Raw genomic sequence first — 21,299 nt, 5'->3', positions numbered from 1 at the left:
CTGCTTATTGGTCGGCCTCTTTTCTATTCTTGAGTTTGAATAAATGGCGGTTCTGCATCTCTGGCAGCAGAAGCAAGGAAATTCTTCCGTTCAATGGATCTGTCCAACTCTTGAATGGATTGCGCGACCACGGTTGCCATTTTCATGACCAGACTTAATCTTGTGTTCTGTAAAACGAAGAATTCCATAAATCCGCTGACATTTACGATTCCCGTGATATGCATATCCCCTACCGGAGGCAAATCCTTCTTCACTCCAGCTCCAGGCATGACCGGACCTTCTCCTATGGTAATTTGTCCTACACTTTTCAACCTGCCAAGACACGCATCAATCCCAATGACAAAGGGAGTAAGGTGTTTTGCCTGAATATATGCAAGCTTCTCTTCTAGGTTGACGGCATGAATAGGGTCATCTAACGTGCCATATACATGAACATGGTCAAGCTTTTTATCTTGAAGCTTTGTACCGACTAGTGGTCCCAGAGAATCTCCTGTTGACCGGTCAGTGCCAATGCAAACAATTACGATGGGGCGGTATACAAGGCTTGTGGGAAGGTTGGAGTGTAAAGTAAGTGCAAGTTCCTTATATGCATTTACTTCATCATGAGCAATACGAATATTGCCTCCTTTCTTCTCAAAAAAATTAGATTTAAGATTCATAGGTTCCACTCCTTCTTAATAGTAGTAACAGTATACGACTATTTATGGGAAACTATACGTCCACTTTTTTATTTTCGGATATTTTAGGGGGTTGCATGTATGTGGAAAAACGGGTTTCGCTGGATGTTTTTAATATTGGGTACAGTGATTGGCGCAGGTTATGCATCCGGCCGGGAACTTTGGCAATTTTTTGGTTCGGAAAGCGGACTAGCCATTCTTTTATTCACCCTGTTCTTTATCATTTCATGCTATGTGATCCTGCAAATCAGCAGCAAGGAACAGTCTGAGCATTTCTCTCCCGTTTTAAGAAAGCTTGTCGGAGCGAGAGCATCATATTTATACAATATAGTGATGGTCGTGTACTTATTTACCACCACGGTCGTGATGTTGGCAGGTGGCGGAGCGGCGTTACAAGTGTTTTCCATTCCTTATTGGGCAGGAATTGCGATCATTTGCTTCTTATTGATTGTCTTGTTTGTTTATGATGTAAAAGGGATGGTAACGGTGAATGTCGTGATTATCCCAATCATTGTGTTGACCTTAGCCTATGTGCTGATCGATGCGGTACTCAATAGTCCGGATGCAGTGCCGACCTCTGTGCTTAAACAAAGCAACTGGCCAGCTGGGTTCACCTTTACAGCGTTGAATATCCTTCCGCTTGTTGCTGTTTTATCTGCCATAGGAAAAGAAGTGAAAGGCAAAGGGGAAGTTATCATTGCAAGTATTGGGAGCGGGGTCATTTTGGGAGTCATCTCGCTTTTCTATAACCAAACTCTTATATTGGTACAAAGTAAACTGGGACTATTTGAAATCCCCCTCTTTGCCATCATACAGAGCTATCCATTTTACATGCTATTCTTTATGACCATTCTACTTTGGGTGGCAATTTATACCACAGCGGCCTCCGGATTGCTTGGATTAGTTACAAGATTTCGAAATGTCGTGCCAATTCCGCTTTGGCTCATGTGCTTGTTATTCATTTTATTGATGGTTCCCTTTACTGCAGTGGGCTTTTCCGTCCTCGTAGCAATACTTTACCCGCTATTTGGCTTAATCAATCTCTATCTGCTCGTTTGTATCCTGCTTTATCCGATTAAAAACCGAGAAAAATGGTAAGGGTATGCTTCTTTTGTTTTAGTAAAATAGTAATTTATGGGGAATCTAGGAGTAAACAAATGAAGATAACGAGGTAAAACGAATATGGAATGGACAAACCGAGTTTTAGTACAAATGAAAGATTCCTTCCTAAATGAGGATCTATGGGTTTCTATCGGAGAAGGATTGCTCAAAATTATTCTGATTATCTTTGTAGCGGGCATGGTAATAAAAATAGGGAAAAATCTCATTCAAAACTTTGTGAAATTAAGAGAAAAAGGACCGATCCGCATATCGGAACGAAGAGAAAATACTCTGTTAAAACTGTTGCAAAATGTGTTAACCTATGTGGTTTATTTTGTCGCATTCATTATGATTCTCGAAATCGTCCATATTGATGTAAGGGCTCTTTTAGCAGGAGCGGGAATTGTTGGCCTAGCTGTTGGCTTTGGGGCACAAAACTTGGTGAGGGATATCATAACAGGGTTTTTTATTATATTCGAAGACCAATTTTCGGTGGGGGACTATATCAGGACCGGTACATTTGAAGGATACGTGGAAGAGATCGGCCTTCGAACCACGAAAATAAAAAGTTGGACAGGAGAATTGCATATATTGCCCAATGGCAGTATTGTAGAATTAACGAATTTCTCCATTCATAACAGTGTTGCGGTAGTGGATGTAAGCATTGCATATGAAGGAAAAATAGAAGAAGCGGAGCGAGTGATTCAAGAGTTACTTGCAGAAATGCCGGCAAGATATGTGGAAATGACAGAACCACCAGAGCTGCTTGGCATTCAAACATTAGGCAATTCCGAAGTTGTCCTCAGGATCACATGTGAAACATTGCCGATGAAGCATTGGTATATTGGACGTTCGATCAGGAAGGAAGTAAAAAATCGTTTGGATGAAGCAGGGATTGAAATTCCATTTCCGCGCCTGGTACTCTATAACCGGGAACCAAAGCAAGAAGGGCATGCTTCCAATTAAGTCAGTAAAGTGGGGAGTGTAGAAAATGACAGATAAAGAATTCGGTTTACATGATGTGGTGGAAATGAAAAAAGCACACCCATGCGGAACAAACAGATGGAAAGTAGTACGAATGGGAATGGATATCCGCATTAAATGCGAAGGCTGCGACCATACGGTTCTGATGCCGAGAAAAGAGTTTGTTCGTAAAATAAAAAAAATACTAGTAAGAAATGTGGAGGAAAAGCAGTCGTAAAGGACTGTTTTTTTTATGGTTATTGACTAATTTTTCTAATTGTTTATACTGTTTTTAATACAAAAAAGGATTTTGAAGTGCACATTATTGTTAGCGCTTACTTTACTTGAATTGGAGGGAAAATAACATGCAGAAATCCATCATGAAACAAGCGTGGGATCTTAGTTGGAATTCACATGACAAAGTAAAACAACTTTTATTTTTTTCGTCGTTGAGCCAACCTTCTAATGAAAGATCGCAACAGACTCAACAAGAAGGTCCGTCAAAATCTAGTAAACAATCAAATTATAAACCTGCCCAATTTGTCGGTCTATTACTTGGACCTTTATTATTTGCGCTCACTCTGTTATTTTTCACTCCAGATGGACTGTCCGACAGCGCACAGGCAGTGTTGGCCACAACTCTTTGGATAGCAGTATGGTGGATTACCGAAGCCATCCCTATTCCAGTCACTTCATTATTGCCTCTTATTCTTTTGCCCATTACACAAGCAATAGACGGAGATACCGTCGCTTCTTCTTATGGAGATCCTATTATTTTCCTATTTTTGGGTGGTTTTTTAATCGCGCTCGCTATGGAAAGGTGGAATTTGCATAAACGGATCGCGATACTCATTGTGTCGATGATTGGGACAAGCCCCAAACGAATCATTCTTGGCTTTATGCTGGCTACGGGCTTTTTATCCATGTGGGTGTCCAATACAGCTGCTGTCATGATGATGATCCCAATCGGAACGGCCATTCTTTACCAGGCTACAGCGAATGCGAAAAAGGTAAAGCAGCAAGATATCAACCTGAAAGCCTTTGAAAAGTCCATCATATTTGGAATTGGCTTTGCCGGTACGATCGGTGGATTAGGAACGCTGATCGGAACTCCTCCCAATATTATTTTGGCAGCTACCGTAAAGACTTTATATAATATAGAGATTTCATTTGCCGATTGGTTGTTCTTTGCAGCGCCAGTAGTAATCATCCTGTTGTTTTTCACATGGTATTATCTTGTCAATTTTGCCTTTCCGGTTAAGTTCAAGGAACTTCCAGGTGGCAAAGAGTTGATTCAAAATGAACGTGTTCAGCTTGGCAAAATGAGTTTTGAAGAAAAAGCAGTTCTTTCGGTCTTTATTTTTGCTGCATTCATGTGGATATCAAGAACGTTCATCTGGACAGATATCATTCCGGGAATCAGCGATACGATGATTGCGGTCCTTGCCGGTGTCCTACTCTTCTTGATTCCATCTACAAATCAAGGTGGAAAGTTGTTGGATTGGAGCGTATCCAAAGAATTGCCGTGGGGGATTTTACTCCTTTTTGGAGGGGGACTCGCTATTGCAACAGGTTTTAAGGAATCCGGATTGGCAGACTGGGTAGGCCAGCAGTTAACGATCTTAGATGGAATGAACTTTTTATTAATCGTTCTCATCACAACCGCGGTTGTCCTGTTTCTCACAGAAATCACTTCCAATACTGCAACCGCAACCATGATTTTACCTATCCTCGCCTCCCTTGCACTTGCATTGAATGTGCATCCTTTTGCCCTGATGGTCCCGGCTGCCATGGCAGCTAACTGCGCATTTATGTTGCCTGTCGGTACACCGCCGAATGCCATTATCTTTGCAACAGAAAAAATTACCATTGCGGAAATGGTCCGAGCAGGTTTTTGGATTAACATTTTTGCCATTTTGGTCATAGTGTCTGCCGTTTATCTGGTTCTTCCGCTTATTTTGGATATCACCTTAAATGTTTTCCCGGATGCACTAAAGTAGTGCATGAAAGAACCAGCCTTTGTTGCTGGTTCTTTTTATAGAAAAAATTTCTGCTTATAAAAGCACCCCAAGTATGGCCAATCTTATAAACAGCTTGTCTTTTTCTCCCATCCTATCTATAATTGTGGGAGGTTTAAATATGTGTTAACGGAAGTTAGGAGTGGATAAAATGGCTTTAACAGCAGGTATCGTTGGTCTTCCAAACGTAGGGAAATCAACGCTTTTTAATGCAATCACACAAGCGGGGGCGGAATCTGCCAACTACCCGTTCTGTACCATAGATCCGAACGTAGGTATCGTGGATGTTCCGGATGAGCGTCTGCAAAAATTAACAGAACTTGTAAATCCGAAGAAAACAGTACCAACACACTTCGAGTTTACCGATATTGCCGGTATCGTTAAAGGCGCAAGCAAAGGGGAAGGCCTTGGAAACAAGTTCTTATCTCACATTCGTCAAGTAGATGCAATCTGCCATGTGGTTCGTTGCTTTGCAGATGACAACATCACACACGTTTCAGGCGGAGTGAACCCGATCAATGACATCGAAACGATCAACCTTGAGCTTATTTTAGCCGATTTAGAATCAGTAGATAAGCGTCTTGAGCGAGTAGCCAAATTGGCGAAGCAAAAAGATAAAGAAGCTGTATATGAGCATGAAGTGCTTGTACTAGTAAAAGAAGCGCTTGAAAATGAGCTTCCAGCACGTACAGTAGAAGTAACGGACGAGCAGGTAAAATACCTAAAAGGTATGCACCTATTAACAAGCAAGCCTGTCCTTTATGTAGCAAACGTTGGCGAAGACGATGTAGCAGACACTTCTGATAACGAATACGTTCAACAAGTTCGTGAATTTGCTGAAAAAGATAATGCAGAAGTTATCACAGTTTGTGCAAAAATCGAGTCTGAGATCGTAGAACTAGATGCAGACGAAAAAGCGATGTTCCTTGAAGAGTTAGGAATCAAGGAATCCGGTCTAGATCAATTGATCCGTGCAGCATACAACTTGCTCGGCCTTGCAACTTACTTCACTGCAGGGGTACAAGAAGTTCGTGCATGGACATTCCGCACGGGCATGAAAGCACCACAATGTGCGGGTGTGATCCATACCGACTTTGAGCGCGGATTCATCCGTGCCGAAACGGTATCCTACGAAGACCTACTAACTGCAGGCTCCCACACAGCGGCAAAAGAAGCCGGTAAAGTCCGCCTAGAAGGAAAAGAATACATCGTAAAAGACGGAGACGTTATCCACTTCCGTTTTAACGTATAATATTTATTAGATGAGAGAGGAGTTTTCCTCTCTTTTTTTAGTTTTTTGAAAAGTTCGTGCCAAAATGAGGCAAGTTGGTGCCGAAATGCATCGAGTTCGTGCCAAAACACCCCAAGTTCGTGCCAAAACGACATTACACCCTAATTCAATCGTTCTAATAGGACATGTTGCAAAAAATCGACCCCTCTGGTATAATCTTTATTTGTGAGTAATGATTATTTATAATTGATTGCTCCTTGCCCACCAAGGGCCGCTTAGACCAAAAGGAGGTGACTGTGATGAACAAGTACGAAATCATGTATATCATCCGTCCAAACATTGAGGAAGACGCTAAAAAAGCTCTAACAGAACGTTTCAATACGATCCTAACTGACAACGGTGCAGATCTTTCTGAATCAAAAGAGTGGGGCAAACGCCGCTTAGCTTACGAAATCAATGATTTCCGCGACGGCTACTATATGCTAGTAAACGTAGCTGCTGAGCCAGCTGCTGTTCAAGAGTTTGATCGTCTTGCTAAAATCAGCGAAGACATCATCCGTCATATCGTTGTTAAAAAAGAAGTTAAATAATAGTTGTCCTCTTTATGGACGTCGTCTCAAGGAGGAGTGGTTCTGATGTTAAATCGCGTAGTATTAGTCGGTCGCTTAACGAAAGACCCTGAATTGCGCTATACCCCAAGTGGAGTGGCGGTTGCTACTTTTACATTGGCAGTCAATCGTGCGTTCCAGAATCAGCAGGGCGAACGCGAAGCTGATTTTATTAACTGTGTGATATGGAGAAAACAAGCCGAAAACGCAGCAAACTTCCTAAAAAAAGGAAGCCTCGCTGGAGTGGATGGCCGAGTTCAGACACGCAATTATGAAGGCCAAGATGGAAAACGTGTATACGTAACGGAAATAGTGGCAGAAAGTGTTCAGTTCTTGGAGCCTAAGGGATCCGGCGGTTCTGGATCTGGAAATGCATCTCGCCCTAATCCAAATCAAAATCAAGGCTATGGTTCATCACCTAACTTTGGGTATGATCAGAACCAACAGCGCAGCAATAACAACAACCAAGGTTATACTCGTGTTGATGACGACCCATTTAAGAACGATGGCCAACCAATTGATATATCCGATGACGATTTGCCGTTCTAATTCTAGAAGGAATCGTTTTATAAAAATGGCTCTATAAGCCGAAAAATCTAAAAAAGAAGAGGTGAATAAAATGGCAGGAGGACGCAGAGGTGGACGTAACAAACGTCGTAAAGTTTGTTATTTCACAGCTAACGGTATCACTCATATCGATTACAAAGATACTGATGTACTAAAAAAGTTCGTTTCTGAGCGTGGTAAAATTTTACCTCGTCGTGTAACAGGAACTAGCGCTAAATACCAACGTAAATTAACGATCGCAATCAAACGCGCTCGTCAAATGGCATTACTACCATACGTATCTGGTGAGTAATTCAACCAATAAATAAAGAGGAAGGCAGTGAGAGAATATCTTGCTGCCTTCCTTTTTGCTAGTCGGCCCTTAGGTATAACAAATTCTACCCTGTTGTCCGAAGTGGAGGGTGTGAGACTCCTGCGGGGGATAACGGTAGCTTGAGACCCCACAGGCGAAGCCGAGGAGGCTCAAGCACCGTCCCGCGGAAAGTGAACACCTGGAACGAAGGATAACAGGGAGTTATGCGATACGTCCATCACATAACATTTGATTGTAATAGAATCTTAAGGATAAACTATACATATTGTGTAACTAAGCGTTCATGGAGGTTTATGCTGTGAAAGAAACAAAACATATTACAGAAGGTGCAGCATTGCTCGGTATCTATGTCCTGCTCCTTCTCATGACACTCTTTATACCTTTTATAGGATTGGTCACCTTACTCGCTCTCGTTGTACCATTTGTCGTCTATACAGCGAGAAACGGTTGGAAGCAAGGAGTATGGCTAATCGTGATTGCCGGGGTGCTCAGTGTTCTGATTGGATCACCGGTTGCTTTAGCGTTTAGCATACCAGCGAGTACCGCCGGACTGGCGATGGGCCATCTTATACAAAAGAATGCAAGTCGCTATGCGATTTTAGGTGCTGCTACAGGGGTGTTTTTGCTTAACTATATATTGGCATACGTGGTGGCAATCGTACTTTTTAATATTGATGTTTTAGAAGTAACGCAAGAGATGATTAAAGAGTCAATACAAGCATCCGAAGCGATTGCTACCTCCCTCGGGCAGGAGAACGCAAAGGAAACGGTAGAAGAGTTCGAGAAAGCCCTGGGCTATACTAGCTACCTATTACCGACTATGTTCGTATTGATCTCGTTTGTGCACGCATATTTCTCGCAGCTCATCACATTTTTTATTTTAAAAAGACTGAAAATACAAGTTGTGCCGTTCCCTCCATTTCGGGAATTGGTGCTTCCAAAGAGCTTGTTGTGGTACTATCTTATTGTTTTGATATTATCGATGATGTCTCCGCAAGAAGGGACAACTTTATTTATGGTGGTCCTTAACCTTTCCTTCATTTTAATGCTGTTAATGACGGTTCAAGGGTTTTCATTCATTTTCTTTTATTGTCATTTAAAAAAGATTTCAAAAGCGATCCCGATTACGCTGCTAATTTTATCCTTCCTAATCACTCCTTTGGTCTATATAATAAGAATGATAGGAATAATAGATATCGGTTTTCAATTAAGAGAAAGATTACAGAGAAATAATCAAGGAAAATAATGAGCTAAACTATTAATTAGGAGCTGAACAAACATGCCTAATTATTTCGAAAAACTGAATTTGCGTTATCCCGTTTATTTATTGTTTGTAATCGCATTGATTCAACTCGGGATAATCGTGTTTTTCCAATGGCAAATAGGGATTGTCAGCTTTCTGCTCCTAGGCTTGGTTGTATATCTTTACATCAAAGTGGAACAAAAGGCTAAAAAGGAAATGGAAACGTACATTTCCACCCTTTCATACCGGTTAAAAAAGGTCGGGGAAGAAGCATTAATGGAAATGCCGATTGGTATCATGCTATATAACGACGATTATCAAATCGAATGGACCAATCCTTTTCTCGCTTCCTGTTTTCATGAGGAAACCCTTGTAGGCAGGTCGTTATATGATGTCGGAGAAAACTTGATTCCTCTTTTAAAGCAGGATATTGAAACGGAAACGATTCCTTTGCATGATAGGAAATATAAAGTGGTGATCAAGAAAGCAGAACGACTTATTTACTTTTTTGACATTACCGAACAAACACATATCGAGAAATTATATGAAGACGAGCGAACGGTTCTTGGCATCATTTTTCTAGATAATTATGATGAAGTGACACAGGGAATGGATGATCAAACGAAAAGTGCGATCAACAGCCAGGTAACTTCCATTATTAATAAATGGTCTATGGAAAACGGTGTCTTCTTGAAAAGAACGTCAACAGAGCGCTTTATTGTCGTATTAAATGAGCATATCCTCGTGCAATTGGAGAAGACCAAGTTTTCTATATTGGATGAGGTTCGGGAACAAACAGCTAAACAAAGCATGCCACTTACGTTAAGCGTGGGTATTGGTACAGGAGTTCCTTCCCTACCTGAGCTTGGCCACCTTGCCCAATCAAGTCTGGATCTCGCTTTAGGACGCGGTGGCGACCAGGTAGCCATTAAGCAGACCAATGGAAAAGTACGTTTCTATGGCGGAAAAACCAATCCGATGGAAAAACGGACTCGTGTCCGGGCACGCGTTATCTCCCATGCGTTGAAAGAGCTGATTCACGAAAGTGACAAAGTGATCATCATGGGGCATCGCTATCCGGATATGGACGCGCTTGGAGCGGCCATCGGGATTGCTAAAGTGGCGGAACTCAATCACAAGGATGCGTATATTGTCCTTAATCAGAACGAAATGGATGCTGGCATTCACCGTCTGCTGGAAGAATTGAAAAGTCATAGTGATCTATGGGAAAAATTCATCTCACCAGAAGATGCTATGGAAATTGCGACGAACGATACACTCTTGGTGGTCGTGGATACACACAAGCCTTCTCTTGTCATAGAGGAAAAGCTCTTAAACAAAATGGATAATGTGGTCGTGATCGATCATCACAGACGCGGAGAGGACTTTATAGAGGATCCATTGCTTGTTTACATGGAGCCCTATGCTTCCTCCACTGCAGAGCTTGTAACAGAGCTTCTGCAATACCAGCCAAAACGAATCAAAATCACAATGCTTGAAGCGACCGCCCTGTTAGCTGGTATAATAGTAGATACGAAAAGCTTCACGGTCCGAACTGGTTCCCGTACTTTTGATGCAGCATCCTATTTGCGTTCGCAAGGGGCAGATACTATCCTCGTGCAGAAGCTGTTAAAAGAAAACCTAGATCGCTTTGTGAAACGTGCCAAATTGATCGAGAGTGCGTATTTGTATCAAGAAGGCGTTGTTATTGCCAAAGGTGTCCCGGAAGAGTCCTTTGATCAGGTGATGATTGCCCAGGCTGCAGACACGCTGCTTGCGATGAGCGACATTAATACATCATTTGTGATCGCTCACCGAAACGGGGAACAGGTAAGCATCAGTGCAAGGTCGCTTGGGGATGTCAACGTACAGGTTGTCATGGAGAAACTTGGCGGCGGCGGACACCTGACAAATGCAGCTACACAGTTGAATACGACCATTGATGAAGCAGAAGAACAACTGAAACAAGCAATAACCGAGTACTTAGAAGGAGGTTCCAAGGAATGAGGGTAATATTTTTAAAAGATGTAAAAGGTAAAGGGAAAAAAGGCGAAGTGAAAAATGTGGCAGATGGGTATGCCCATAATTTTCTACTAAAACAAGGGTTGGCGATGGAAGCTTCAAATGGTAACCTTAAGTCATTGGAAGCTCAAAAGAACAAAGAAGCCAAAGAGGCGGAACAAGAGGTCGAAAACGCTAAGAAATTAAAAGAAACACTGGAAAAGCTTACACTTGAATTCCAGACAAAAGCAGGTGAGGGCGGCCGTTTATTCGGTAGCATCACAACCAAACAAATTGCTGAAGAGCTTCAAAAGAAGCATAAAATAAAGATCGATAAGCGCAAAATGGAATTGAATGATGCCATTCGCGCTCTAGGTTATACAAATGTACCTGTAAAGCTGCATACAGATGTTACAGCAACCTTGAAAGTACACGTAACAGAACAAAAGTAAGAAAAGTGCTCGGCATTTGCCGGGTTTTCTTTATGAAAGACTATAAAGGATTCGCTTTCTGGAAGGAGGAACAAGGATGAGTGATATTTTTGAAGATAGAATACCACCGCAAAATATAGAAGCGGAACAGGCGGTCATCGGGGCTATTTTCTTAGAACCGTCCGCATTGACATTGGCGTCTGAGCTAGTCATGCCGGATGACTTTTACCGCGCTGCCCATCAAAAGATATATGACTGCATGCTGAATCTTTCCGACCGGGGCGAACCGGTCGATCTGGTCACCGTCACATCAGAGCTTGCAAACTTAAAACTTTTAGAAGAAGTTGGCGGGGTATCTTACCTGAGTGATATAGCAGGTTCGGTGCCAACTGCAGCCAATATAGAGTACTACGCAAAGATCGTGGAAGAAAAGTCTATTCTTCGCCGTCTAATCCGTACCGCAACCAACATCGCCCAAGAAGGTTACAGCAGGGAAGATGAAGTGGCGGGATTATTAAACGAAGCGGAAAAACAGATTCTAGAAGTATCACAACGCAAAAATTCCGGTGTCTTCCAGAACATTAAAGATGTACTGGTTAAAACGTATGATAATATCGAAACCCTTCATAACCGTAAAGGGGAAGTGACGGGAATTGAAACAGGCTTTACCGAATTGGACAAAATGACCGCAGGGTTCCAGCGAAACGACTTGATTATCATCGCTGCGCGTCCTTCCGTTGGTAAAACGGCATTTGCGCTGAATATAGCTCAAAACGTTGCAACAAAGGCACGAGAGAATGTTGCCATCTTCAGTCTGGAGATGGGTGCCGAGCAGCTTGTTATGAGGATGCTCTGTGCGGAAGGTAACATCAATGCGCAAAACTTGAGGACAGGCCAATTGACGGCAGAAGATTGGAGCAAGCTGACCATGGCGATGGGAAGTCTGTCCAATGCGGGAATTTACATTGACGACACCCCGGGTATCCGCGTCAGTGAAATACGATCCAAGTGCCGCCGTCTGAGACAGGAAAGCGGTCTTGGCATGATTCTGATTGACTACCTTCAATTGATCCAGGGTAGTGGACGCGGTGGCGGGGAGAACCGTCAACAGGAAGTCTCTGAGATTTCCCGTTCCCTAAAAGCGCTGGCAAGGGAATTAGAGGTCCCTGTTATCGCCCTGTCCCAGCTCTCCCGTGGTGTAGAGCAACGTCAAGACAAACGTCCGATGATGTCAGATATCCGTGAATCAGGAAGTATCGAGCAGGATGCCGATATCGTTGGTTTCCTATATCGTGATGACTATTACGATAAAGAAAGTGAAAACAAGAATATTATCGAGATCATCCTAGCCAAGCAGCGTAACGGTCCAGTTGGAACGGTTTCTTTGGCCTTTGTAAAAGAATATAATAAATTTGTTAACTTGGAGCGGCGATTTGATGATGAATCCGTCCCTCCAGGGGCATAATAAAAAGGCATCTACGACATGTAGATGCCTTTTTAAAGTTTATGGATCGTAATTAACCGTTTTCAGCCTTATTTACGAACAAATATAATATTAAATTTATGTAACGTTCGTGTTTTGGTTGACTTTCTAGTGAGCAGCTGATAAACTTACTTTGGTTCAAAAGAATAAAAAAAGTTACATATTTAGTGGAGGTGTACGGACTATGGCATCAGTAGTCGTAGTAGGAACACAATGGGGAGACGAAGGAAAAGGGAAAATTACCGATTTTCTTTCTGAGAATGCCGAGCTGATTGCGCGTTACCAAGGTGGTAATAACGCAGGACACACAATTAAATTTAACGGTGAAACTTATAAATTACACTTAATACCTTCTGGAATTTTTTATAGTGACAAAACGTGCGTAATCGGTAACGGAATGGTTGTAGATCCTAAAGCATTAATCAAAGAATTAAAATATTTGCATGACCGTGGTGTGAGCACAGATAACCTGCGCATTTCAGACCGTGCTCACGTTATCCTTCCTTACCATTTGAAGCTAGATGAAGTGGAAGAAGAGCGTAAAGGTGCAAACAAAATTGGTACAACGAAAAAAGGTATCGGACCGGCTTACATGGACAAAGCAGCGCGCGTTGGAATCCGAATCGCTGACTTGCTTGACCGCGAACTTTTCGAAGCAAAGCTTGCACACAACTTAGCGGAGAAGAATCGTTTATTAGAAAGAATGTACGAAACAGAAGGCTTCAAATTAGAAGACATTCTGGATGAGTACTATGAGTATGGGCAACAATTTGCAAAGTACGTAACAGATACATCTGTTGTGCTAAACGACGCGCTTGATGATGGCCGCCGTGTACTTTTTGAAGGTGCTCAAGGGGTTATGCTTGATATCGACCAAGGAACTTACCCATTCGTAACATCTTCCAATCCTGTAGCTGGTGGAGTTACCATCGGTTCTGGAGTAGGTCCTTCTAAAATAGATCACGTTGTAGGTGTTGCAAAAGCATATACGACACGTGTTGGAGATGGTCCATTCCCTACAGAATTAGATAATGAAATCGGTCATCGAATTCGTGAAGTAGGAAGAGAATATGGTACAACAACTGGACGCCCTCGCCGTGTAGGTTGGTTTGACAGTGTAGTTGTTCGTCATGCACGCCGCGTAAGTGGGATGACAGACCTTTCCTTAAACTCGATCGACGTTTTAACAGGTATTGAAAACCTTAAAATTTGCGTTGCTTACAAATATAAAGGTGAAGTGATGGAAGCATTCCCTGCAAGTTTGAAAGTACTTGCTGAATGTGAGCCGGTGTACGAAGAAATGCCAGGCTGGACAGAAGACATCACAGGCGTAAGAAGCTTAAGTGAACTTCCAGAGAACGCTCGTCATTACATTGAGCGCGTATCTCAGCTTACAGGCATTCCTTTGTCCATCTTCTCTGTAGGGCCAGATCGCTCTCAGACGAACGTGGTACGCAGTGTGTATGCGAAGTAATTAAAAGTGTAAATTATTGGAGCCCTCCTTTGTGGGGGCTTTGTTATTTTTTAAGGTTTAGACAGATGTTGCGGGGACTTTTCAGGAAACTATTATTTTTTTAAAAAAGTTATTGCAAGTTTTGTTAATAGTATGCTATTATTAAAAACGTCGTCAAAAGAGATTCAGAGTTACATAAGGCGAAGATAATACTAGGTGCCATTAGCTCAGTCGGTAGAGCACGTTGAATAAGCTGCGAAGCGAAACTTCAGCGCACTCGTTGATTATACATCCTGATTAAGCTAGAAGAGACGAGGGCGTCGACAGAGTAAGCTTCCTCGAATCTATGTAAATGCAAAGCAGTACTTAAATAGTTATAACATTTTCTGAATGTGCCATTAGCTCAGTCGGTAGAGCATCTGACTTTTAATCAGAGGGTCGAAGGTTCGAGTCCTTCATGGCACACCATTTTATTTACATTAGTAAGGCCCATTGGTCAAGCGGTTAAGACACCGCCCTTTCACGGCGGTAACACGGGTTCGAATCCCGTATGGGTCACCATTTTTACTTTTTAGGTCCCGTGGTGTAGCGGTTAACATGCCTGCCTGTCACGCAGGAGATCGCCGGTTCGATCCCGGTCGGGACCGCCATTTTTGGCTCGGTAGCTCAGTTGGTAGAGCAATGGACTGAAAATCCATGTGTCGGCGGTTCGATTCCGTCCCGAGCCATCACAAAGCAGCGCGTTCATTATTGTTAATGAGCGTGCTGTTTTTTTGTATCTCAAAGAGTGTTTGTGAGGTTGGTGTAAGCGGTAATTAGCTGGTTATATACTTTTATTGTTTGCTATAAGCCCGAAGCGTTTGAAGCGTTTACTGTCGGAATCATTTGTCTAATAGAAGCTTTCTAAACGCCCGAAGCTCCACGAAAACTCATTAACTGTCTAATAGAAGCGTCCTATAAACCCAAAGCCTGTACGGATACCCTGCAACTGTCTAATAGAAGCGCCCTATAAGCCCAAAGCCTGTACGGATACCCCGCAACTGTCTAATAGAAGCGCTCTAAACACCCGAAGTCCTCACGAAAACCCATCAACTGTCTAATAGAGGCGTTCTAAACGCCCGAAGCTCCTACGAAAACTCATCAACTGTCTAATAGAAGCGTTCTATAAGCTCAAAGCCCGCCCGAATACCCGCCATCTGTCTAACAGAAGCACCCTAAACGCCAAAAGCCCACAAAAAACTCCATCAACTTCAACTATCCAATAAAAACACTCCGCCACTCTACACTCCTTGTTACCCCTCTGTAACAATAAAGGGTAATTTCTCCTCTACTTCCAACCCAATCGTCAAAACTATGTAAAATTACCCATGTTTTATACCTAAATAAGGAAAAAACCCTATAAATCGCCTAAATATGACAACAATAATACAAATACATTACATCTTTTGTTCTACTATTCTATTTGTTTATAAACCTATGGTATGGTAAAAGAGTCGAAAATTTTAAATGGGTATCGTTAGTCCTATGACGAAAAATCTAGGCTGGCTAAATAACCTAAATAAATCTGTTTATAGAACGGGGAAGAAATCAGGGGGAAAGAAAGACCATGATGAACCGATTAAAACGTATATATAGTACTTACACCGAAAAACAAGATAGTAAACATAAATCTCAAAAAAACCGTCTATCCACTTTTACAAAAAGAGTAATGGTCACGACGATCGCTGCTTCTACCATTACACTTGGTGCAGTTGCTGTTCATGCTAGTGAAAATTCACTTCTTGGAACGGTATATCATGTGTACTTAAATGGCGAGCGTGTTGGAGCGGTCGATAATAAGGATCAGCTGGACAAAGCGATAGAGGCTAAGGTCGAGTCTGTTCAGAAGAACCATAAAGAACTAGACCTTTCCGTTGGGGAGCAAGTATCAGTTGTACCTGAAAAAGTTTTCCGCCCTTCTGCAGAAAACCAAGAGACGATTGACACAGTAATCGAGCAGGTTGAAGTGAAGGCAAGCGCTTCTGCATTATCAATTGAAGGAGAAGAAGTGGTACTCCTTAAAAACAAAGAAGAAGTGGAAAAGGTAATGGAACTTCTTAAGTTAGAGTTTGTTTCTGATAAAGACCTGAAAGCTTTAGAAGAAAGACAAAAGAACCAAGAGGTAAAGCTTCCTGAGTTGAAAGTAAATGAGTCTCGTGTATTAGACGTATCTATCACAGAAAAAGTTTCATACAGTGATAAAGACGTAGATCCTAAAAAAGTTGTTTCTGTAAAAGAAGCAGTAGAGTTGATCAAAAAAGGTAAAAAGCAAGCCGAGAAATATGAAGTACAAGCTGGCGACTCTTTAGGCGATATTGCAGAGAAACATGAGCTTACTTCAGAAGAACTCTTACAAATGAATCCTGATATTGCAGTGGATTCTTTATTGAAAGTTGGCAAGGTGTTAAATGTTTCAGCAAAAAAACCTTATTTGAGTATTTTAGTAAAAGAAGAAGTATCTAAAAATGAAGAAATCCCTTACGAGCAAGAAGTGGTGGAAGATAAAGAACTTCCAAAGGGAGAAACGAAAGTAAAGCAACAAGGTGAAAACGGAGAGAAAAATGTCCGTACCATCAATACGAAAGAAAACGGTATAACGATCAAGACAGAAGTAACACATGATGAAACGTTAAAAGAACCTGTTAAGCATATCGTAGTAAAAGGAACAAAAGTAATTCCTTCCCGTGGCAGCGGATCCCTTGCGTGGCCAGCAGTTGGTGGTTATATTTCCAGTAAAATGGGTCACCGTTGGGGTAAGATGCATAAAGGAATTGACATCGCCCGTCCAAGCGACCGTACGATTAAGGCAGCAGACAACGGAGTCATTGAATCTGCTGGATGGGACGGCGGTTATGGAAACAAAGTTGTCATCAATCACCAAAACGGGATGAAGACAACTTATGCTCACCTTGATTCTATCAGCGTGTCAGTAGGACAAACTGTTTCTCGTGGCGGAAAAATCGGTATCATGGGAACGACAGGGCAATCTACAGGTGTTCATTTACACTTTGAAGTGTACCAAGATGGAAAATTGAAAGATCCGATGCAGTATTTAAACAACTAAACACATACATGAAACCTCTAGCAAAAGAAAAGTTAGCTAGAGGTTTTTATGTTTTTAAAGACTGTATAGGAGCTTTCTCTTAATAGATGCGCTACCCCGCTGTACATGGTAAAGTAAGTAGTAGAATGTTTTTAAATATAATTACGGCGTGATGCCGACTTTTTAGTAGCTAAATGTCAACAATCTTTGGAAAAGAGCCATACTAACTGTTAGAAATAGATAGAGCCAAGAAGGAGCGAAATCATATGGAAAAGAAAATACTTGTAGTAGACGATGAAAAACCGATTGCAGATATATTAAAATTTAATCTTCAAAAAGAAGGGTACGAGGTGTATTGTGCCTATGACGGCGAAGAGGCGGTCAACAAGGTGGAGGAAGTGCGCCCTGACTTGATTCTTTTAGATATTATGTTGCCTCAGCGAGACGGAATGGAAGTGTGCAGGGAAGTACGTAAGAAGTATGAAATGCCTATTATCATGCTTACTGCAAAGGATTCGGAGATAGATAAGGTACTGGGATTAGAACTAGGGGCGGATGACTATGTGACCAAGCCTTTCAGCACCCGTGAACTAATTGCCAGAGTAAAAGCAAACTTGCGACGTCACCAACAAAAAGCTGCGGATACGGAAGAGCCTTCAGAGATTGCCATCGGTTCCCTAGTAATCCACCCTGACGCTTACATGGTAACCAAAAGGGGCGATATGATTGAACTGACTCACCGCGAATTTGAATTGCTGCACTATCTTGCAAAGCATATCGGTCAGGTAATGACGCGTGAGCACCTTCTGCAGACGGTATGGGGCTATGATTATTACGGAGATGTACGAACAGTGGATGTAACGGTACGCCGCCTTCGTGAGAAAATTGAAGATAACCCAAGTCACCCGACATGGATTGTTACAAGAAGAGGAGTTGGCTATTACCTGCGACAAACTGAGCAGGAATAATTTACATGAAAAAGGTAGGTTTTTTTCGGTCCATACATCTTAAATTTGTGTTAATTTATGTATTGCTCATCCTCATTGCAATGCAAATTATTGGGGTTTATTTTGTCAGCAAGCTCGAAAGTCAACTGACAAATAACTTTAATGAATCATTAGAAGAGAGAATTCATTTACTTGCCTATAGCATTGAGCAGGAAATTAAAAAACAGCGTGATGATACAACACCAACGATAGAAGAAGATATTCGGACGGTGTTACAGGATGTCACGATGGAAGATATAGAAGAAATTCGCATAACAAATAATCAAAGCAAGGTCCTAGGAACCTCCAATCCTTACAATCAGTCAAGTGTTGGGAAAAGGACGACAGAGTTGCTGGTGAAACGTGCATTGGTAGTAGGACAGATGTCAAAGAAGACGGTCATCGATCCGCAAACTCAGAATCGTCTGAGACTAATTGCAGCTCCCGTCAAGTCGAACAATCAAGATATTATAGGTGCCATTTATCTCGAAGCCTCTATGGAGAAGGTTTATGCCCAAATGCGTCAGATCAATAGCATCTTTGCCACTGGGACCACTATAGCTCTAGCGGTAACAGCGGTTCTTGGTGTATTGCTTGCCCAAACCATAACAAGGCCGATGTCTGATATGAGAAAGCAAGCGCTTGAAATGGCAAGAGGTAACTTCTCGAGAAAAGTTAATATTTATGGAAATGATGAAATCGGTCAGTTGGCATTATCCTTTAATAACCTGACGAAAAAGCTTCAAGAAGCACAAGCTACTACGGAAGGGGAAAGAAGGAAATTGAGCTCTGTCTTGTCACATATGACAGATGGGGTCCTTGCGACAGACCGAAAAGGCAGGATAATTCTGATCAATGAACCTGCCCTTGGAATGCTGAACGTTTCACGTGAAACAGTACTGAATAAACCGATAGTAGAAGTGCTTGGAATCGAGGAAACGCATTCCTTTGATCTGCTCGTATCTGAACAAGAATCTCTGATACTGGATTTTAGTACAGCAAAAGAGCCCTATATCTTGCGAGCAAGCAACTCGATCATTCAAAAGGAAACTGGATTCATCAATGGTTTAATTACCGTTTTACACGATATTACCGAGCAAGAAAAGATAGATCTTGAACGCAGAGAGTTTGTTGCAAATGTGTCGCATGAGCTAAGAACGCCTTTGACTACGATGAGAAGTTATTTAGAGGCGCTGGCAGATGGCGCATGGAAGGATGACGAGATTGCACCTAGATTTTTAGATGTTACGCAAACGGAGACAGAGCGGATGATCCGACTGGTAAATGATCTGTTGCAACTATCCAAAATGGATTCAAGAGATTATAACTTTTATAAAAATGCCGTCGACTTTGTAGAATTTTTCAATAGGATCGTGGACCGTTTCGAAATGTCTAAATCTCAAAAAGTGGACTTTGTCAGAAGCATGCCAGATCAAGAAATCTTTGTCTCAATCGACACAGATAAAATTACACAGGTGCTAGATAATATTATTTCAAATGCGATGAAGTATTCTCCTGAAGGTGGTACGATCACGTTTACCGTGGATATTGAAGAAGCGGCTAATCAAATCTTAGTCAGCATAAGCGACCAAGGGGTTGGAATACCTAAATCTGATATCAACAAGATCTTTGAACGTTTTTACCGGGTGGACAAAGCAAGAACAAGAATGCTTGGGGGGACAGGCCTGGGTCTAGCGATCGCAAAAGAAATGATTCAAGCGCATGATGGAGACATTTGGGCCTCCAGTGTGGAAGGAAAAGGCACAACTATTTACTTTACCCTTCCAATTTCCAAGGAAGAACAAGAAGGTGACTGGGAATGAAATATGAAAATATTAAATCGCTTGTATTAACCATTCTTGTTTTGACAAGCTTGATTCTCACTTGGAATTTATGGACCTATCAGCCGGATTTCGATTATATAGATCAAAGTGATAGTACCATCAGTGAAGTGGAAATTAACGAAAAGAAAGAAATAGGCCAGCTCATTCAACCTAGCAAACTGTTATACCATTTTGATGGTGTTCATCATGGAACAGAGGAACTCCCGGATCTTAATTTATTCATGGAAGAATTCGGAAGATGGAGCCTATTTGATATAGAGGTCGCAACCGATTATTCCGAAGAAGACTTTTTTACTTTCATGCATGGCAGTGAAAAAATGGAGGTTGTCTTTCCAACCAACATCCCTTTGGAAACACTTAGGTATGTAACGGGATTTACCGACAGTGAGATTCCGAATGTATCTGTTAACCGGATACTGATTGATTTTTCGGGAGAAACGTTTGGAAGTGAACCAGTAATCTATCTGGTCCATTATGAAGATAAAACTGTATATCAGGCGAAGGTCCGTAATTTGTCTACCAACGAATTAGCTCGAACGTTTTATCAAACGGCGAAGATCTTACCAACGTTCATTTTTGAAGAAGTCGATGAAAACCAGTTTGTGTTCTTCCCGGAACAGGCACCGAAAATGCGGATAGGGTATTACTATGCGAAACAGTTGAATCCGGAAGATTTCAAAAATGCGTTATTTAGAAATCCTAGCATTGTAACACGGGATCAAGTAACAGATGGCATTGTTTTTCGAGATGATTCCAGCTTGATGAGTGTTTCGCGTCCTGATAACAACTTACATTATGTGAACCCTGGGAATACAGGGCTTGGGAATTCCATGGACTTTAATGTAATTGAGCGGGGAATTGAGTTTGTGAACGAACATAGCGGTTGGACAGGACAGCCGGAGCGGTTTAAACTGGACAATTGGACAAGCAGCACGATAGAGCACAATGTTGTGTACCGCATGTTTATCGGGGATTATCCAATCTACCATTTTAGTGAAAAAGGTGTAGCGGATATATCGCAGTCATGGAGAAATAATGAGATTTATGAATACGTAAGGCCCGTCTTTGAATTCCTCTCTTGGAAATCGGTTGGGACAAACATCCCGTCTGGAAAAGAAGTAAAGAGGGAACTCGAAAACTTCAGTAGCCTCCGAAATATTCAAGACATTCGAGTCGGATACGAATTAAGACGGGAATCAGATGTCTATATTATCGATCCAATCTGGGTATACAAGGAGAACAACGCCTGGAACAAAATAAACTTTACCGTCAGTGATGAGTTGGAAGGAGGAATGTAG

At 41.9% G+C, this 21,299-nt stretch carries 18 protein-coding genes and 4 tRNA genes; 21 read left to right on the top strand and 1 reads right to left on the bottom strand.

Annotated elements, in window-relative coordinates; translation table 11 throughout:
- Window positions 1-23: 23 nt before the first annotated feature.
- Entirely contained in the window at window positions 24-659 is a 636-nt protein-coding gene (yyaC, locus tag LG307_RS21990; RefSeq protein ID WP_404446656.1) for a spore protease YyaC, read from the bottom strand.
- Between the two features lie 99 nt (window positions 660-758).
- Between yyaC and LG307_RS21985 the strand changes: the two genes are divergently transcribed.
- From LG307_RS21985 to LG307_RS21885, 21 genes are all read left to right on the top strand, one after another.
- On the top strand, window positions 759-1,775 hold the full coding sequence (locus LG307_RS21985; protein ID WP_404446655.1) for a GerAB/ArcD/ProY family transporter: 1,017 nt from the start codon (window positions 759-761) through the stop codon (window positions 1,773-1,775).
- Between the two features lie 84 nt (window positions 1,776-1,859).
- On the top strand, window positions 1,860-2,744 hold the full coding sequence (locus tag LG307_RS21980) for a mechanosensitive ion channel family protein (RefSeq protein WP_404446652.1): 885 nt from the start codon (window positions 1,860-1,862) through the stop codon (window positions 2,742-2,744).
- 25 nt (window positions 2,745-2,769) lie between these two features.
- Window positions 2,770-2,979, top strand: a complete 210-nt coding sequence (locus LG307_RS21975) for a DUF951 domain-containing protein (protein ID WP_404446650.1) — start codon at window positions 2,770-2,772, stop codon at window positions 2,977-2,979.
- Between the two features lie 127 nt (window positions 2,980-3,106).
- The gene (locus tag LG307_RS21970; protein ID WP_404446648.1) at window positions 3,107-4,741 is read left to right on the top strand and encodes an SLC13 family permease; all 1,635 of its coding nucleotides are present in this window, start codon (window positions 3,107-3,109) and stop codon (window positions 4,739-4,741) included.
- Window positions 4,742-4,910: 169 nt separating this feature from the next.
- A complete protein-coding gene (gene ychF / locus LG307_RS21965) occupies window positions 4,911-6,011 on the top strand; it encodes a redox-regulated ATPase YchF (RefSeq protein WP_404446645.1) in 1,101 nt (366 codons plus the stop codon).
- 278 nt (window positions 6,012-6,289) lie between these two features.
- Complete coding sequence (gene rpsF / locus LG307_RS21960) at window positions 6,290-6,580, top strand: 30S ribosomal protein S6 (protein WP_063559084.1); 291 nt, start codon at window positions 6,290-6,292, stop codon at window positions 6,578-6,580.
- A gap of 45 nt (window positions 6,581-6,625) precedes the next feature.
- Complete coding sequence (ssb, locus tag LG307_RS21955; RefSeq protein WP_404446642.1) at window positions 6,626-7,147, top strand: single-stranded DNA-binding protein; 522 nt, start codon at window positions 6,626-6,628, stop codon at window positions 7,145-7,147.
- Between the two features lie 70 nt (window positions 7,148-7,217).
- Window positions 7,218-7,457, top strand: a complete 240-nt coding sequence (gene rpsR / locus LG307_RS21950; RefSeq protein ID WP_010197852.1) for a 30S ribosomal protein S18 — start codon at window positions 7,218-7,220, stop codon at window positions 7,455-7,457.
- A gap of 319 nt (window positions 7,458-7,776) precedes the next feature.
- Complete coding sequence (locus tag LG307_RS21945; RefSeq protein WP_404446640.1) at window positions 7,777-8,724, top strand: YybS family protein; 948 nt, start codon at window positions 7,777-7,779, stop codon at window positions 8,722-8,724.
- Window positions 8,725-8,757: 33 nt separating this feature from the next.
- Window positions 8,758-10,728 carry a DHH family phosphoesterase gene (locus LG307_RS21940; protein ID WP_404446637.1) on the top strand — a complete coding sequence of 657 codons (1,971 nt, stop codon included), beginning with the start codon at window positions 8,758-8,760 and terminating at the stop codon, window positions 10,726-10,728.
- Window positions 10,725-11,174, top strand: coding sequence for a 50S ribosomal protein L9 (gene rplI / locus LG307_RS21935; RefSeq protein ID WP_226681702.1), 450 nt, complete (start codon window positions 10,725-10,727; stop codon window positions 11,172-11,174). The genes LG307_RS21940 and rplI overlap by 4 nt, the downstream gene beginning before the upstream one ends.
- Before the next feature lie 76 nt (window positions 11,175-11,250).
- The gene (dnaB, locus tag LG307_RS21930) at window positions 11,251-12,618 is read left to right on the top strand and encodes a replicative DNA helicase (RefSeq protein ID WP_010197842.1); all 1,368 of its coding nucleotides are present in this window, start codon (window positions 11,251-11,253) and stop codon (window positions 12,616-12,618) included.
- 202 nt (window positions 12,619-12,820) lie between these two features.
- Window positions 12,821-14,110 carry an adenylosuccinate synthase gene (locus LG307_RS21925; protein ID WP_404446634.1) on the top strand — a complete coding sequence of 430 codons (1,290 nt, stop codon included), beginning with the start codon at window positions 12,821-12,823 and terminating at the stop codon, window positions 14,108-14,110.
- Between the two features lie 371 nt (window positions 14,111-14,481).
- Window positions 14,482-14,557: transfer RNA gene (locus LG307_RS21920), tRNA-Lys, on the top strand.
- An 18-nt stretch (window positions 14,558-14,575) separates the two neighbouring features.
- Window positions 14,576-14,650: transfer RNA gene (locus LG307_RS21915), tRNA-Glu, on the top strand.
- A gap of 13 nt (window positions 14,651-14,663) precedes the next feature.
- Window positions 14,664-14,739, top strand: a tRNA-Asp gene (locus LG307_RS21910).
- Window positions 14,740-14,744: 5 nt separating this feature from the next.
- Window positions 14,745-14,817, top strand: a tRNA-Phe gene (locus LG307_RS21905).
- An 878-nt stretch (window positions 14,818-15,695) separates the two neighbouring features.
- Complete coding sequence (locus tag LG307_RS21900; protein ID WP_404446631.1) at window positions 15,696-17,192, top strand: peptidoglycan DD-metalloendopeptidase family protein; 1,497 nt, start codon at window positions 15,696-15,698, stop codon at window positions 17,190-17,192.
- A 245-nt stretch (window positions 17,193-17,437) separates the two neighbouring features.
- The gene (gene yycF / locus LG307_RS21895) at window positions 17,438-18,139 is read left to right on the top strand and encodes a response regulator YycF (RefSeq protein WP_010197838.1); all 702 of its coding nucleotides are present in this window, start codon (window positions 17,438-17,440) and stop codon (window positions 18,137-18,139) included.
- A gap of 5 nt (window positions 18,140-18,144) precedes the next feature.
- Window positions 18,145-19,980, top strand: a complete 1,836-nt coding sequence (gene walK, locus LG307_RS21890) for a cell wall metabolism sensor histidine kinase WalK (RefSeq protein ID WP_404446628.1) — start codon at window positions 18,145-18,147, stop codon at window positions 19,978-19,980.
- Complete coding sequence (locus LG307_RS21885; protein ID WP_404446625.1) at window positions 19,977-21,299, top strand: YycH family regulatory protein; 1,323 nt, start codon at window positions 19,977-19,979, stop codon at window positions 21,297-21,299. Before walK ends, LG307_RS21885 begins: the two co-directional genes overlap by 4 nt.

It is taken from the genome of Sutcliffiella horikoshii (genome assembly GCF_044809035.1).
GTDB classification, from domain to species: domain Bacteria; phylum Bacillota; class Bacilli; order Bacillales; family Bacillaceae_I; genus Sutcliffiella_A; species Sutcliffiella_A horikoshii_G.
Note: the sequence above shows the minus strand (reverse complement) of the source record. Positions and strands in the feature narration are given on the sequence as shown.